General features: G+C 59.6%; 16 protein-coding genes. 6 read left to right on the plus strand and 10 right to left on the minus strand.

What is annotated here, in order from left to right:
- Positions 1-171: 171 nt before the first annotated feature.
- Positions 172-1,083 carry a LysR family transcriptional regulator gene (locus ACMC5O_RS11065; protein ID WP_426692856.1) on the minus strand — a complete coding sequence of 304 codons (912 nt, stop codon included), beginning with the start codon at positions 1,081-1,083 and terminating at the stop codon, positions 172-174.
- A 75-nt stretch (positions 1,084-1,158) separates the two neighbouring features.
- Here ACMC5O_RS11065 and ACMC5O_RS11070 point away from each other — a divergent pair, with 75 nt between their 5' ends.
- From ACMC5O_RS11070 to ACMC5O_RS11080, 3 genes are all read left to right on the plus strand, one after another.
- Positions 1,159-1,968 (plus strand): MBL fold metallo-hydrolase, encoded by an 810-nt coding sequence (locus ACMC5O_RS11070; protein WP_222949869.1) that lies wholly within the window; start codon positions 1,159-1,161, stop codon positions 1,966-1,968.
- Entirely contained in the window at positions 1,958-2,917 is a 960-nt protein-coding gene (locus tag ACMC5O_RS11075) for a PLP-dependent cysteine synthase family protein (protein ID WP_187708741.1), read from the plus strand. Before ACMC5O_RS11070 ends, ACMC5O_RS11075 begins: the two co-directional genes overlap by 11 nt.
- Positions 2,918-3,003: 86 nt before the next feature.
- Positions 3,004-3,357, plus strand: coding sequence for a hypothetical protein (locus ACMC5O_RS11080; protein WP_187708740.1), 354 nt, complete (start codon positions 3,004-3,006; stop codon positions 3,355-3,357).
- Between the two features lie 348 nt (positions 3,358-3,705).
- Here the strand turns inward: ACMC5O_RS11080 and ACMC5O_RS11085 are convergent, their stop codons facing one another.
- Positions 3,706-4,317: a tyrosine-type recombinase/integrase gene (locus ACMC5O_RS11085; protein WP_187708739.1), complete on the minus strand. Its 612-nt coding sequence runs from the start codon at positions 4,315-4,317 to the stop codon at positions 3,706-3,708.
- A gap of 82 nt (positions 4,318-4,399) precedes the next feature.
- A complete protein-coding gene (locus ACMC5O_RS11090) occupies positions 4,400-4,660 on the minus strand; it encodes a hypothetical protein (RefSeq protein WP_187708738.1) in 261 nt (86 codons plus the stop codon).
- Positions 4,661-4,720: 60 nt separating this feature from the next.
- Here ACMC5O_RS11090 and ACMC5O_RS11095 point away from each other — a divergent pair, with 60 nt between their 5' ends.
- Together ACMC5O_RS11095 and ACMC5O_RS11100 are read left to right on the plus strand one after the other, a co-directional pair.
- Positions 4,721-4,891 carry a DUF1778 domain-containing protein gene (locus ACMC5O_RS11095; RefSeq protein WP_187708737.1) on the plus strand — a complete coding sequence of 57 codons (171 nt, stop codon included), beginning with the start codon at positions 4,721-4,723 and terminating at the stop codon, positions 4,889-4,891.
- A gap of 70 nt (positions 4,892-4,961) precedes the next feature.
- Entirely contained in the window at positions 4,962-5,441 is a 480-nt protein-coding gene (locus tag ACMC5O_RS11100; RefSeq protein WP_187708736.1) for a YybH family protein, read from the plus strand.
- Positions 5,442-5,970: 529 nt separating this feature from the next.
- Here the strand turns inward: ACMC5O_RS11100 and ACMC5O_RS11105 are convergent.
- The 6 genes from ACMC5O_RS11105 to ACMC5O_RS11130 all read right to left on the minus strand — a co-directional run bounded on the left by ACMC5O_RS11105 (position 5,971) and on the right by ACMC5O_RS11130 (position 10,677).
- Positions 5,971-7,389 (minus strand): epoxide hydrolase family protein, encoded by a 1,419-nt coding sequence (locus ACMC5O_RS11105; RefSeq protein ID WP_426692857.1) that lies wholly within the window; start codon positions 7,387-7,389, stop codon positions 5,971-5,973.
- Positions 7,390-7,582: 193 nt separating this feature from the next.
- Complete coding sequence (locus ACMC5O_RS11110) at positions 7,583-8,011, minus strand: hypothetical protein (RefSeq protein ID WP_426692858.1); 429 nt, start codon at positions 8,009-8,011, stop codon at positions 7,583-7,585.
- A 53-nt stretch (positions 8,012-8,064) separates the two neighbouring features.
- Positions 8,065-8,286: a hypothetical protein gene (locus ACMC5O_RS11115; RefSeq protein ID WP_187708734.1), complete on the minus strand. Its 222-nt coding sequence runs from the start codon at positions 8,284-8,286 to the stop codon at positions 8,065-8,067.
- Positions 8,287-8,341: 55 nt separating this feature from the next.
- Positions 8,342-8,758 carry a GtrA family protein gene (locus ACMC5O_RS11120; RefSeq protein WP_246444268.1) on the minus strand — a complete coding sequence of 139 codons (417 nt, stop codon included), beginning with the start codon at positions 8,756-8,758 and terminating at the stop codon, positions 8,342-8,344.
- A 62-nt stretch (positions 8,759-8,820) separates the two neighbouring features.
- Positions 8,821-9,861: a transporter gene (locus ACMC5O_RS11125; RefSeq protein ID WP_187708732.1), complete on the minus strand. Its 1,041-nt coding sequence runs from the start codon at positions 9,859-9,861 to the stop codon at positions 8,821-8,823.
- Positions 9,862-10,005: 144 nt separating this feature from the next.
- A complete protein-coding gene (locus ACMC5O_RS11130) occupies positions 10,006-10,677 on the minus strand; it encodes a hypothetical protein (protein ID WP_426692859.1) in 672 nt (223 codons plus the stop codon).
- A 333-nt stretch (positions 10,678-11,010) separates the two neighbouring features.
- On the opposite strand from ACMC5O_RS11130, the gene ACMC5O_RS11135 reads away from it, so the two are divergent.
- The gene (locus ACMC5O_RS11135) at positions 11,011-12,930 is read left to right on the plus strand and encodes a M3 family metallopeptidase (RefSeq protein ID WP_426692860.1); all 1,920 of its coding nucleotides are present in this window, start codon (positions 11,011-11,013) and stop codon (positions 12,928-12,930) included.
- Positions 12,931-12,980: 50 nt separating this feature from the next.
- On the opposite strand, the gene ACMC5O_RS11140 is transcribed toward ACMC5O_RS11135, so the two are convergent.
- Positions 12,981-13,838 carry a LysR family transcriptional regulator gene (locus ACMC5O_RS11140; RefSeq protein WP_426692861.1) on the minus strand — a complete coding sequence of 286 codons (858 nt, stop codon included), beginning with the start codon at positions 13,836-13,838 and terminating at the stop codon, positions 12,981-12,983.
- Positions 13,839-13,879 lie beyond the last annotated feature (41 nt).

Genomic DNA, 13,879 nt, shown 5'->3' on the forward strand with positions numbered 1-13,879 from the left:
GGCTCGGCGCGGCACTTGGCGTCGGATTTCTGGTTTGGACCGCGCTGCTTATGAAATGGAGCCAAACCAAGTTCCTGCGGCGCGCAGGGCAGCGCAGGCGAAGGGCGAGCGAAGCGGCATCAACCGACCAAGGCTAATGTCTGCTTTCGGCCCATTGCGGACGCAGAGAGGTCAGTCCTCGAAGGTTGCGGCAATTGCCTCGGCCACAATTCGTACTCGCTGGAAGCGCCGCGCATCTCGGTGGGTAAGCAGCCAAACCTCCTGGTCCCAGCCGGTCTCCGGCTCATCGACAACTGCGAGCCCTGACATCTGTGAGCCTAGAAATATGGGAAGCATCGCAAGGCCGGTTCCGCTCAGCGCCGCCGCCGCTTGAGCGGTGAAAGACGGCAGTGCCAACCGTGCCTCTTGCCCTGGCACTTGGGCGGCAAGTGCCCGCGGGATCGTTTCACGCTTGACAGGATCGCTGAACGTGAAGACGCGATAAGAATCCCTCGGTTTGGATCGGATGTACTTGCTTGTGCCGAACAGCCGATAGCTGATCGTGCCGATCTTTCGAGCGACGGCATCTCCTGAACGCGGTCGTCCAAGCCTGACCGCGATATCGGCTTCACGCATCGCGAGGCTAACGTTGCGGTTTTCCGCGACCACCTCGATTTCGAGCTGCGGGAACTTGTCAATCAACTTGGACACGGCGGCTGCGATCTTCCATTCGATCAGCGCGGCCGTCGCACTTACGCGTACAGACCCCGACATCGCGTCGGCGTCAGTGACCTCACGAGCGAAGCCTTCCGCCGCTGCCGACATCGCCTTCGCGTGAAGCAGGGCGGCACGCCCGCTGGACGTAAGAATGTAGCCTAGCCGGGACTTCTCAAAGAGCGGCGCGCCTCCGAACCCGCGTTCAAGGTCGGCTATCCGACGGGAAATTGTCGCATGAGTGACTCCCAATTTTCGGGCGGCCCCCGACAAGGTGCCACTTTCCGCAACGGCGACAAATGTCCTGATGTCATCCCACTGACAGGGATAATCACGTGGATTGGCCAGCGATGCGCTCCTCTCAACCTTGCCGCTGATGTGCGTAAACAAAGCAACGAGTGATCACTAATAGATAATTCTCGAACATTGAAGGCGTGTCTAAATCGTGTGCCGAAAGGATTTCCGATGATGGACGCCGCACCTGTCGAGATCACGCTGATCGGCGGGCCCACCGTGATGATCGAGATAGCCGGTATTCGACTGGTGACCGATCCCACCTTCGACCCGCCCGGTCCTCATCCGTCCGGAGCGGTAAAGCTCGAAAAGACCGAGGGTCCGGCTCTGTCCACTGAAGAGGTCGGCCCTGTCGACGCAGTGCTGCTCAGTCACGATCAGCATGCCGACAACTTCGATCAGGCTGGCCGTCGCTTCGCGGAAAATGCGAAGGTCGTCCTGACGACCGATGCCGCAAACCGAAGGCTGGGTGGCAACAGTGTTGGCCTTAAGCCATGGCGATCATATCGGCTAGGTGGCCGTAACGGTCTGACCGTCGTCGCCACGCCCGCCCGGCACGGGCCGCCCGGGGCCGAGCGAACACTGGGCGACGTGACTGGCTTTGTGATTCAAAGTGCCGCGAAGAAGGACCTCATCTACGTCACCGGCGACACGGTTTTCTACGACGGGGTGGCCGAGGTGGCCCGTCGCTACAAGCCTGACGTGGTGATCGCGTTCGCCGGCGCAGCTCGCACGCGCGGGCCATTCAACCTCACGATGGGCAACAACGACCTTCTGGAACTGGCCAGCGTCTTTCGGGGGGCCAGAATCATGACCGTTCATAACCGTGGATGGAAGCATTTTACCGAAGGGCCAGACTCGGTAGCTGCGGCGGCTGAAATATTTGCTCCGCAGGGACAGGTGCAGTCGTTGGTGCCCGGACGGAAGTTGGTGCTCTCGGTGGACTCTGGCACGCCGCCGAGCGATCCCCATGCGAATTAGCGCGAGCGTGCTCGACGCCATCGGCAACACGCCTTTGGTTGAGCTGAAGAGCGTAGTTCCGCCAGGTTGCGCACGCGTGGTCGTGAAGGTTGAAGGCTCAAACCCGACTGGCAGCATGAAGGATCGAATGGCGCAGGCGATGATCGCGCGCGCCGAAGAAGATGGCCGGATCCGTCCGGACTCGACCATCGTCGAATATTCCGGAGGGAGCACGGGCGCTTCACTAGCCCTGGTATGCGCTGCCCGGGGATACAAGCTTCGCATTTTCTCGTCCGATGCGTTCAGCGAGGAGAAGCTCGTTTTGATGGCCGCGCTCGGCGCCGACGTTCGCGTCATTCCGAGCGGGGACGGCCTGACCACCAAAGGTCTGATCAACCAGATGATCGCTGCAGCCGAGGAAGCGAGCCGGCAGGCAGGCTGCTATTGGACAGACCAGCTTAACAATACCGATAGCGTCTCAGGATATCACTCGCTCGGTGAAGAGATTTGGCAGCAAAGCGGCGGAAAGATCGATGCGTTCGTTCAGTCCGTAGGGACTGCTGCGTCGCTTATCGGAACGACGAGCGTGCTACGGCAGCATAACCCTTCGTTGAATGTGGGAGCGGTCGAGCCGGCCGAGTCCGCGGTCCTTTCCGGCGGAAAGCCAGGTGCTCACAAGATCGAGGGCATCGGCATCGGCCGCCACCCTCCTCTTTGGAGATTTGCGACAGTTGATGAAGTGTTCGCCGTGTCGACCGTGGACGCGGACACGATGGCTCTCCGGCTCGCGCGCGAGGAAGGTCTCTTTGCCGGCACCTCCTCCGGAGCAAACGTCATCGCTGCAATCCAAATTGCACGGCGTCTCGGGCCGGGAAAAACCGTAGCAACCCTCCTTGTCGATACGGGCCTTCGCTATCTTCAGTCGTACGGGACACAGATCAAGTCCGCTGGCAAGCTGAAGTGGTTGTGAGAAGCTGTGGACATTAGCAGAGGCCAGAAAGGCGATGTCTGTTCTCGACCCATTGCGGACATTGCGACACTCGCTAGCTTCACGAAATGGATTGGGCCTCTGCGCTGTTACAAGACATCGACGCGGGGTTGCTCAAACCTCGAACCCACGCGGTGACCCTCCGCTTAGCTGAGCACGAGACATGCACTGGCGAGCTTGGCAGCGAGATCGTGTCTGCTTTCCAGGCTGGGAACGCCGTCGGCAATCAGGCGCTTCTGGAAAGATTGTGGGGTAAGATAGAAAGCCTGCCACTTGAGAAGCAGGGCTGTTTCAGAACGCTTGTCTCTCTCCTTCGAGTTGACGAACCGATCGATGGTCATCTCGCCGAATACCTCATCGGCTGGGCAGAAGAGGCAGGCGTATCCGCAAGCGCAATTGAGACCGCATTTCGCTCGGTCTAATTTCCGCTTTCCAACCATTGCGGACATTCGCCTGGCTTCTTGGTTCAGAGGCCTAAAGAACCCGTGCGTTCCAGTTCTGCCGCTTGGCTTTCATACACGGTGGCAAGTGAATGGAGTGCCTCGGAGCGCGACCGGATGAACGCCTGACGCGCAAGGAATCGCGTTTGGCGCGCCTTCGCGCGGAGCTGGTCAGCACTGTTGGACATGCGGCGCTCAACCGGACGACCAACGTTATGTTCCCGCGGAATCTGAAACCGATCGTTCGTGTCAGCTTTCCACCCATTGCGGACATTGCCGACGTCTCTCCTCGCTTCGCGGCCGCGGCACGGACCCCGCCGCGCGCCATACTCACAGCTCGAGCGCTTCTGAGAGCTCCAGCGCATCATCGACTTCGACGCCTAAATACCTGACCGTGCTCTCAAGCTTCGTGTGACCGAGGAGTAGCTGGCAGGCGCGCAGGTTGCCGGTCTTCTTGTAGAGCAGTGCGACCTTGGTCCGGCGGAGGCTATGCGTGCCGTACGCGGCCGGATCGAGCCCCACGAGCACGACCCACTTGTCGACCAGTCGGGCATATTGCCGCGTGCTCAGGTGAGAGCCGGACTTGATGCGACTGGGGAATAGCCAGTCATCCAAGCCCAGATGCTTGCTCTCGACCCAGGCCGCGATCGAGCGCCGGGTTTGCTCGGTAACCTCGAACTGGACCGGTCGACCCGTCTTCTGCTGCATGATGACAACCCGGCGCTTCACTCCGCTGGACGAGAATAGGTCGGAGACCCGCAGCCGGATCAGGTCGCAACCACGCAGCTTGCTGTCGAGGGCCAGGTCGAAGAGCGCGATGTCACGGGTGCAATGGCCTACCTGCAGCCGCACGCGGATACCCCAGACGTGGAATGGCTTCAGCGCCAGCTTGGCGCCCGTGGGCTTGCGAGCTGCGGGTTGGATCGAGGGTGAGTAGAACATGGGAGTCTCCGGCGATTGCGGACCGCTACAGCCATCTGGATCATGGTGGCCTGGCGCTCCGATCGGCGGACGAACGCTCAACCTAACCCTTCACGGCGCGGTGGATTGCGTTTCGTGCGGCGGTAACGGTCGCGGACCGGACCTTTGGGTCTTGGGTGGCGATCGCTCGCCAGAAGTTGTCGAAAGGCCAACGCTCCTCGGCGAAGTTAGCTAGGAAGGCGAGCGCGAAGCGTAATGCCATTTGCCGCTCGACTGGCGCATTCAGGGCTTTGTTCGCTGCTTCATCGATGGCAGCCAAGGCCTTGCTTCGAAGCTCAGACATGCCGAATCGCATGTAGAACATTGGTAGAACAAATGGCGGTGATTGTGGTAGCTTCGTCAGCGAAAAAAGCTGGAGGTCGATGTGAAACAGAAAAAGGCAAAATCGGGTCCAGGCAACGATCCGCTCGATCGGGTCAATTTCGTCCTTGATGAGCAGCAGGGCGAAGAGTTCACCGACCTGCTCGCCAATCCGCCGGCCCCAACCCAGAAGCTGAAGGATCTGATGGCCCGAAAGGCGCCGTGGGAGGACTGACCCCTTATGTCCGTTATGGGTGGATGACGGACATTCCTCTCGTCGGCTAAGTGGCGCGAAAGGGGGGCGCATGATCAACCGGTCGTCCGCGCAGCAGCACAGCGAACTCTCGGCACAAGCGTTGCCGCCCGCTTTGGAGGATGCAATCGCCGAAAGCCGCGAGGCGCTTCGCAAGATTCTCAATGGCGATCCTTCGGGCTACGCAGCCTTATTTGCAGATCGCGACGACATCACTCTGGGTAACCCGTTCGGTCCATTTGGAAAGGGTCGAACCGAAGTGCTGAAGGCGCTCAACAACGCCGCCACCAAATATAAGGACGGCACAGTCGTCGGGGTCGATCGGCTCGCGGTTTATGGCGATGATAGATTCGTCAGCCTCGTCGAGGTTGAACATCTTCGTGCGAAGCTGGGCACGAGCGGCGACTTTTCCAAGTTCGCGGCCCGTGTCACGACCGTATTTGAAAAGATCGGGGACAGTTGGAAGTTGGTTCACCGTCACGCCGATCCCATCACGACACCACGTCCGGCAGAATCCATGTTGGGCAAGTGACCCCAGGCCAGAGTCTGATCGCTCACCAACGTCCGCAATGGGTCGAAAGCGGACATTAGTAATATGAGGTTGGCCGCCTAATCGTCCGACTTTTCAACCGCTAGAAATCGAGACGTGTCTGGCTTGCCATTGACGATCGGATAGTCGCAAGTCTGCCAAGCCTTCGTAATCCTGCGGCCTGTCTTGTCGGTGTAGCTGTATTCAATTCCGACTTGCCAGCGATCCCCAAGGGAAAGGGAGTCGTTCTGGCCTCGGACGTACGAAGCTCTGTCCCCCAGGTTGGCCAAAATTCGCTCCTCGCACTTCTGAACTTCCGGAGAACCACCGCGAATTTGATCGCAAGCGGCAACCAAAAGAAGACAAGTGATCATAAGTCCCCGCACCCCCGTTTCTCCTTTGGAAGCGAACGGAAGCTAGCCCATTTGCTAATGTCCGCAATGGGTCGAAAGCTGACCCACCGCTAATGGCAGGAATGGGTTGAAAGCGGAAATAGTCGCCAAGCCGGAGACGCGCGTCCGAACTCTTCAGTTCAAGCTTTGCGCACGCCGCGGAAGGTTTCTCGCATGTCCTCCGTCAGAAGCTGAGGCTGCTCCCAAGCGGCGAAATGCGTCCCTTTGTCATGCGCGCGGTAGAAAACGAGATGGGGATAGGCCGCACGCGCCCAAGTCTCCGGCGCTTGATAAATCTCGTAGCGGAATGCGCTGACGCCGGTGGGCAGGGGAACTCCCCGCGGATCGAAAAAGCCGGCCTTGCTGTTGCGCATCTCCCAGTAAAGCCGGGCTGACGAGACCGCAGTGTTAGTCAGCCAATAGAGAGTGACGTTATCCAGGATATCGTCGCGTGTGAGACCCTCGTGCGCACCATCAAACACCCGGGCAATCAAATCATAGCTCTGGATGTCATGGTCGAGCATCCAGGAGGCGAGACCGATCGGTGAATCGGCAACTCCATACAGCGTCTGCGGGCGCTGGTTCATCTCGATCGCGTAGCCAAGTCCATGAACATAGAAGTCGGTAAGCTGGTCCCATGCATGCTGCTCTTCAGGCGACAATCCGCTCGGAGGGGGGCCAGCGGGAAGAGCCTTCCGGATGGCTTCAGGAAGCGTTGCCGACATGTTGGTATGGATAGCGAGCAGGCCCTGTGGCTGCTGAAGCGCCATCACCTCGCTAATTGCGTTGCCCCAGTCGCCGCCCTGGGCGACGTAGCGCGTGTAGCCCAGCCGCTTCATCAGGGCGTCCCACGCCTTTGCGATGCGGGGCACAACCCAGCCCGGTTCGGTGGTCTTCCCCGAGAAGCCGTAGCCGGGAAGCGAGGGAATGACGACGTCGAAGGCGTCGGCGGCTGTGCCGCCGTGCGCGGTCGGATCGGTCAACGGCCCAATGACCTTGAGTTGCTCGATGATCGATCCAGGCCACCCGTGGGTAATGATGACGGGTAGCGCGTTCGGATGCTTCGACTTCACGTGGATGAAGTGAATGTCGAGCCCGTCAATGTTGGTGATGAAATTGGGATAGGAGAAGAGGTTTGCTTCGGCCCTGCGCCAGTCGTGATAGTTAACCCAATAATCTGCCAGCTTCTGCATTGTCGCGAGCTGGACGCCCTGACTGTGGTCGTTGACGGTCTCGCGCTCAGGCCATCGGGTCGCTTTGATCCGCGCTTTGAGGTCAGCGATTTCCGCGTCGGTCGCGCGATAGTGGAAAGGTCGGATCGACGAGGTGTCAGCCACGTGGCTTGCTGCCGCTGCGCCGATGATCGGCACTTCGCTTCCCGCTCCCGCAATCTGCGGCGACGGCGTAGGTTGCGCGGGCCTTACGGTCGGTGCGCCAGGTCCTGGCGTGGTCGTCGTTGACGCGTGCACACCGCTCATCGGGAGAAGGCCCGCGATCGTGCCAATTGCTGCGGTGGCGAGGAAGTGACGGCGGGCAATCGGCATGCGCGATGCGGTCATGATCATTCTCCTGTGGTTGGGAGCCGGCACGCGGGTAATCGGCCGTCGGAGAATGCTGGTGCGCCACGAACAGGAGGGCCGCCAGAGGCCTTGCCTCCACCATTTCGAGTCGGTCAAACGAATTAAACCAGGTTAGCTTTGCATCCGCTGGCGCAGCGAACCCCTTATGGCAGGAATGGGTGGAAAGCGGCCATTAGGAAGGACGGCGAACGCGATACTCTTCTGTGTCCCCTTCAATCATGACGGTTGGCTCGTTGAACGGACACTCGACAATCTCTAGCTCCTCGCCGGTTCTGCTGTCGGTCATGCGAACTCCCGCATCCAAGGTCCCGAAGCCTTGCCATTCGCCCGTTAGCTTCTTTTTCCCAAACTCCGCCTCAAAACGCCCATCTGGGTGAAGGTTGAGCCGGAAAGCTCCAGCGTCGTCGCCGGATGCCGGCGGGAGATGGACCCACTCGCCCATGCAAGCCTCGACAAAGATCTTGGCGGTGTCGCTGGTGTCGATGGGGCGCGGAGTTGGATTAACGCAGGCGCCTAAGGCAAATGCCAAAAGGATGACCGCTCGCATGACCATGAGGTTTGCATCTGTAGCTAATGACCGCAATGGGTCGAAAGTAGACATTAGCGACCCGTCGAAGGAGCGGGTGGAGGCGAGATTGTCAGCGGCTCACTGAGCTAGCCGCTATTGCGTCGATAATCGATGTTATCGGCTTTACGCTCGGCCGCGCTTCGCAGCGCCACCCAAATAAGAGCTGCTGCGATGAACGTCGCAACCCACAGCCACCTGCCTGCAACTAGGGGCGCATAAATGGAATTGTAGATCCACAGAGCAGCGACGATTGCCATGATGAGTATGGCGACGACCTTGCTCCACCAAGTCGCGTGTGCGGAACTCATGCAGTTAGCCTTTCGGTTGTCGAGTTGGATGTCAACAATGGGTGGAAAGCAGATATTATCGCCGGGTGACGGCAACCCATCGCTCGGGGCAAGATGTTAGCCACCGCATAAACAGGTAATTGGCGCAGAATGTCGCGGGCAGGATCCCGACCTTCACCATGACAGGGTGCAGGCCATGCATGATTAGCGTGCTGACCACCCAAGATACCAGCACAGTGCCGAGCGCTTGATAAAGTGCATAGGTTGCGAACATGACCGTCATGAACCGGCCCTTGTATCGGAACACTCGTCTGACCGACGCGAAGTAAACGAATGTTACTCCGGTCGCGCTCGCGATCGCGTTGGCGGAAAACGGTCGGAGACCAAGAGAGCACAGCCCAAGAAACAGGATGAAGTCGAGCGTCAAACCCGTCCCGCTCACAAGGGCGAAGCGAAGCAATTGAACAAGATGTTCGAGGCGTTTGGTCCTCATCTTTTGTACGTAACGCAGTTACTTATTACCGACTACTGTTTGAATTGCGTGGAAAGCAAACGTTAAAACGCCTGCCCAACAGACAGCATGAGGCGGTAACGGTTGTTCGGGTGCGACGCTCGAATATCCTGCCACGCCGGCAACGCCAGCGCTGCCCCGGCGGACCAGCCGGACGCTGCATTGAAGCGTAGGCCCGGAGCTACATACGCCCATTTGCCTCCGCTCGCCTCCTCGACCCCGCCGTCCACTTTCTGGCGGCCCTCCCATTCTCCAGCGAGCTCGACGAACGCATCCCAAGTCGAATGGGCATGTTCGTCATGATGCTCGTCCAGCTCGCTGCCATGGTGATGGCTGTCAGCGTCACCATGCTCGTGCGGCGCTGGGCCGAACCGATGCGAGAGCGCGATGCCACCTTGGAAACGGTCGCCGAGCCGCGTGTTCTGTGCGCCCTCGGTTGAGAACTGGTAGAGCGCGCTCACTGTGACCTGGACAGCGCCCGACTTTGTCGACGCCGATGCACCGAAGATCGGGTCCCAACTGCCCGTTCCTGGCTGGTGCTCTGTCTCGAGCCGCTCACCGTCAGGGCTTTGGTTGTGCGTGTTTCCGGTCGGGATCTTGATGCCGCCGATGACTGCGAAACCAGTCGTGCCCCCGTCACTAATTCGGTATTTCGCCAGCAAGTTCATGTCGCCAAATCCAGTGACGCTACCGAGGTCCTCGACCCCGTTAATGGCGACCCCACCGATATGTTCGTGCGTCCCTTCGCGAAGGTCATCGCGCCGCACATAAGGCAGCTCGGCGGACACGGTGAGATGATGGCTGATGCCATAGGCTATCCCTGCCGAGGCGTTGAGATTGTAGTCGGTGTTGTGGGCATGGATGTGCTCGGCGGCGAGTTCTTCCAGTTCCGCCTCTGAGCGCTGTTCGGGATGGCTGTAGGTTAACCGCAAGCCTGCCGACCAATGTCCCTCGTCGAGCGTGTCCGGCGTGAACACGCTTATCCCACCTCCCGAACCGAATCCGCTGGGTCCCACATGGTCGGCAAGGGCGGGCGTACTGATCGCGATCAGGGCGGCTCCAAGGGCGGACGACTTGGCTCTCATGCAGGAGGTCACTCTTGAGTTGTTGACGGCGCCCTATGGCCGTCGACGGGGGACCGCAACGAGGAACAAGGGTCGCGATTTGATGACCGTGCCGAGATCGAGGTTCCCGTCCACTAATGTCTGCAATGGGTGGAAAGCGGACATTCAGGCGGCGCGGACAAAGCGCTCTAGATAAGTCGACAGGTCAACCGCCTCGCATGGCTTCAAGTAGTCGTCGATTTTCGCTGGCTCGTCCAAGACGACCATACTCTCCGGCATCCAATCCACGCCCATCAAGAGCCGCTTGCCGCCAGCGCCACTGAACAGGACGCCAGCCGCAACCTCACACGAAGCCGACGCTTCCTTCGGAACAGTCATGGGCCGCGCCGCCGATTGAACGTTGGGATTTTCGCCGACCGTTTCTCCAACCGGCGCGTCCTCGACGACGAACTCGGCGCGACGGAGAACTTGCGTCCGCCAATGGTCGAACGGCCAGCCGATGAAGTCCGTGGGAGGCGTCGGCACAGCTGGTCGCGTCATCATCAGCGTCCGCATCCATTCGGGAACGCCCTCGGGAACGGTCTTTGGAGCCTTCCACTCCCTCAATCTGGCCTCTAGCTCGCCCATGGTGGCTACAGCGAGCGTGAAGACCTCAAACATCGGGAGCGCATCTCGTTGGTCCACGGTCAGCAAGCGCACCTGGCCATCGTCGGCCTTAAGCCACACGGCGACCGTTCGGCCTCCTCCGCTCTCGACCTTGTAGCCCGATATGTGGGCTAGGCTCGCTAGCGAGGCCTTGGTCCCTTGAAGCTCGAAAGAGGGCATCCGCTTAGTCATTCTTGGCGTCGCTCCGACCACAGCCGCTGCTGAACGACCACACGCAAGGACCGCCCCAAGGCCGAGGAGAACGTTCAAGGCGTCACGACGAACAATGGGCATGCGAGCTTTTTGCTCGGCCCGCTAATGTCCGCAATGGGTGGAAATCGGACATTGGCGGCTCACACTCGCGCGGCTTGGCCCGACATTGGATATGTAAGAGGCAATTGGACCTTGTCTCTTCCTGCGCTAACCTGAGGGTAGCGCACGAGGGGGGCAATCATGCGTTTGTATTCACCGCTATTGATGGCGGCCTGCGGTCTGAACGCGCCTTCATTTGCTGCGTCGCCATCCTTGCCATCAATCTTGGTCGGCGCGCCGACCGCGACCCAGATCAACCAGCGCTGCAACATGTGGGTCGCGCGCAGCAACGCGATGCGCACCGCACTAGAAAAGTCCAAGGGCGCGGCGAGTGTCGCGAAGACTCTGACCGCCTACGATCGGCTGACTGAGGTACTTTTGGACGGCGTCCAAGAAGCCAGCCTGTACCGCGAGGTCGGGATAACGGCCGGGGCGCGGACCGCGGGCGAGGAATGCGAAGTTCGTATGGCAAGTGAACTTACGAAGCTTCAGTTGTCCCGCCCGATCTACAAGCGGATCAAATCGATGCCACCGCCGATCGACGCTTCGACTAAGCGGTACGTTAAGCATGTTCTCGATGCCTTCGAGCGCTCCGGTATCGGTCTCGACGCGGCGGGCCGCGCGAAGGCGCAGGCGCTGAATGACGAAGTGTCGAAGCTTACGACGGAGTTCGAGGCGAACATTCCCAAAGGGCAACGTACCATCACCACAACTGCCGCCCAGCTAGACGGATTGCCACAGGATTTCATAGAGACCCACAAGCCGGATCCTGGGGGCAAGATCACCCTACGAACCGACTATACCGACTACATCCCCGTGATGACCTACGCCAAGAGCGGCGATCTTCGTAAGCGCTTCTACCGAGCCTTCAACGAGCGGGCTTATCCCGAGAACGAGGGGGTTCTCCGCAACTTGATCAATAAGCGCGACGAGCTCGCCAAGCTGGTCGGGCGTCCCAATTACGCCACGCTCAACTTCGAAGACCGCATGCTGAACTCGGCCGGCAAGGTTCAATCACTGATCGACCAGATGTCGGAAGCTGCGAAACCGGCCGCGCGGCGCGACTATGCGAAAAAGCTGGCGGTCCTGCAGCAGCTTCAGCCCGGCGCGAATACCCTTCAACCATGGGACAATGCTTACCTCAGCCAACTCGTCCAAACGCAGTCGTACGGCTACGATCGCCAGGAAGCACGCAATTACTTCCAGTACAACAAAGTGCGCGACGGGATTCTTGAGCTGACGGAGGACATGTTCGGCGTCGATATCAGGCCGTGGAAGACATCCACCTGGGACAAATTGGTTGAAGCCTACGAAATGTATGATCACGGCAAGCTGATCGGCCGCTTCTATTTCGATTCTCACCCGCGGCCGGGCAAATATGAGCACGCGAACGCGGTGCCGGTGCGCTGGGGAGTACGAGGATCACTCCCGGTTGCCGCGCTGGTGATGAACCTCCCGAGCGGCAATGGCCTGATGGAGCACAACGATGTCATCACTTTCCTGCACGAGTATGGACATCTTCTCCACAACATCTTTGGCGGCCAACACCAGCGCTGGGCGTACGAGAGCGGAGTCTACCCCGCGATCGAGTGGGATTTCGTCGAAGCGCCCTCTCAGATGCTCGAGAACTGGGTTTATGACTACGACACGCTGAGGAAGTTCGCGATCGACGCGTCTGGCAAACCGATTCCGCGGGATCTGGTCGAGAAGATGAACCAGGCCCGCTACTTCAACCTCGGCATGGAAGAAATGCGCCAGCTCGGCCTTTCCAACGTTTCACTGCAATATTATGTTCAGCCAGCGCCGGCCGACCTCGGTGCTGCAGCGCGAGCCTACCAAGCCAAGTACGACATTCTCCCGCCAGCCCCCTTCTCTCAGTTCCAAGATTCCTTCAGCCATCTCGCAGCGTACGGCGCGGCCGTTTACACCTATCGGCAATCGATAGTGATCGCCGACGATTTGTTCACTGAGTTCCAGAAGCACGGACTACGCGACCGCACTACGGCCAAACGCTATCGCGAACTTGTTCTCGCACCAGGTGGAACGAAGCCGGCGGCCGAGCTGGTTGCAGACTTCTTGGGCCGACCATTGAGCATAGAAGCCTATCGCGCGAAGATGGAAAAAGACCAATAGATGGGAGGGGTAGCCGCTAATGTCCGCAATGGGTCGGAAGCTGCCGCTAGCTAGAGGCGCTCGATCAGAGGCCGCAGTCGTTGAAACTCGGCATACGCGAAGTCGGTAAACATCCTGACCCTGGCTACTCGCCGAATGTCCTCATGCACCAGCAGCCAAAAATCCGTAGCGACCTCAGGTATGGGGCCGAAGATCCGATGCAGGCCGGGATGCTCATCGCCGTAGTGGCAGGGTAGCACCGCCATCCCAGCCCCTTGAGCCACGGCTCGCCCGACGGCGAGCATTGAACTTGCCTTGAGCGCGATGTTTTGGCGCGGAACATGGGCCTGCATCCACTTGTACGCGAGAATGTGTGAGAGGCTCTCGTCGAACCCGACCCATTGCTGATGAGCGAGGTCGGCCAGTCCCAGTATCTCCATTGCAGGGTCACTTCCGAAAACCGAAAATGTCATCCTGCCCATGCGGCGACCGTGAAGATGCTCCGGTGGCTTGGCTGTCGGCCGAACGGCCACATCGGCATCGCGGCGCGAGAGATCCAGAAACTCGTTACCGGTTAGAAGCTCGATCGCGATGTCGCCGAACCGCTTGCTGAAGGTGACGCAGATCGGAACGAGCAAATCAATCAGAGTATCTGTCGTCGTGACCCTCAGGGGACCTGCAGGCCGGGCATCCTGGCCTACAAGCCCCAGTTCGAGTTCCACAATGTCTGCCTCGAAGCGCGCCGCTAACTCCAGCATTGCCTGGCCGGCGGACGTGGGTTTGTAGCCCGTGCGGCTGCGGTCGAAGAGTCGAACCCCTAGTCTTTGTTCAATTGCCGCAAGGCGCCTGAAGATCGTCGAGTGATCGACATTAAGGTCACGGGCAGCCCCAGCAAGAGACCCTGCGCGCCCAATCGCGAGCACGGGCACGAGGTCCGAATAGGTCATCTTCGTTTGCACTGAATGCAAAC

Origin of the sequence: Sphingomonas sediminicola (assembly GCF_049991885.1) — a bacterium.
In the GTDB taxonomy this organism is placed as follows: Bacteria; Pseudomonadota; Alphaproteobacteria; order Sphingomonadales; family Sphingomonadaceae; genus Sphingomicrobium; species Sphingomicrobium sediminicola.

Excerpts from the sequence above, each read along its gene's own strand:
- ACMC5O_RS11105 (WP_426692857.1), bottom strand. The coding sequence starts at position 7,389 with ATGACCGCATCGCGCATGCCGATTGCCCGCCGTCACTTCCTCGCCACC.
- ACMC5O_RS11075 (WP_187708741.1), top strand. The coding sequence starts at position 1,958 with ATGCGAATTAGCGCGAGCGTGCTCGACGCCATCGGCAACACGCCTTTG.
- ACMC5O_RS11125 (WP_187708732.1), bottom strand. The coding sequence starts at position 9,861 with ATGAGAGCCAAGTCGTCCGCCCTTGGAGCCGCCCTGATCGCGATCAGT.
- ACMC5O_RS11090 (WP_187708738.1), bottom strand. The coding sequence starts at position 4,660 with ATGTTCTACATGCGATTCGGCATGTCTGAGCTTCGAAGCAAGGCCTTG.
- ACMC5O_RS11115 (WP_187708734.1), bottom strand. The coding sequence starts at position 8,286 with ATGAGTTCCGCACACGCGACTTGGTGGAGCAAGGTCGTCGCCATACTC.
- ACMC5O_RS11100 (WP_187708736.1), top strand. The coding sequence starts at position 4,962 with ATGATCAACCGGTCGTCCGCGCAGCAGCACAGCGAACTCTCGGCACAA.
- ACMC5O_RS11085 (WP_187708739.1), bottom strand. The coding sequence starts at position 4,317 with ATGTTCTACTCACCCTCGATCCAACCCGCAGCTCGCAAGCCCACGGGC.
- ACMC5O_RS11120 (WP_246444268.1), bottom strand. The coding sequence starts at position 8,758 with ATGAGGACCAAACGCCTCGAACATCTTGTTCAATTGCTTCGCTTCGCC.
- ACMC5O_RS11080 (WP_187708740.1), top strand. The coding sequence starts at position 3,004 with ATGGATTGGGCCTCTGCGCTGTTACAAGACATCGACGCGGGGTTGCTC.
- ACMC5O_RS11110 (WP_426692858.1), bottom strand. The coding sequence starts at position 8,011 with ATGTCTACTTTCGACCCATTGCGGTCATTAGCTACAGATGCAAACCTC.
- ACMC5O_RS11070 (WP_222949869.1), top strand. The coding sequence starts at position 1,159 with ATGATGGACGCCGCACCTGTCGAGATCACGCTGATCGGCGGGCCCACC.
- ACMC5O_RS11130 (WP_426692859.1), bottom strand. The coding sequence starts at position 10,677 with ATGACTAAGCGGATGCCCTCTTTCGAGCTTCAAGGGACCAAGGCCTCG.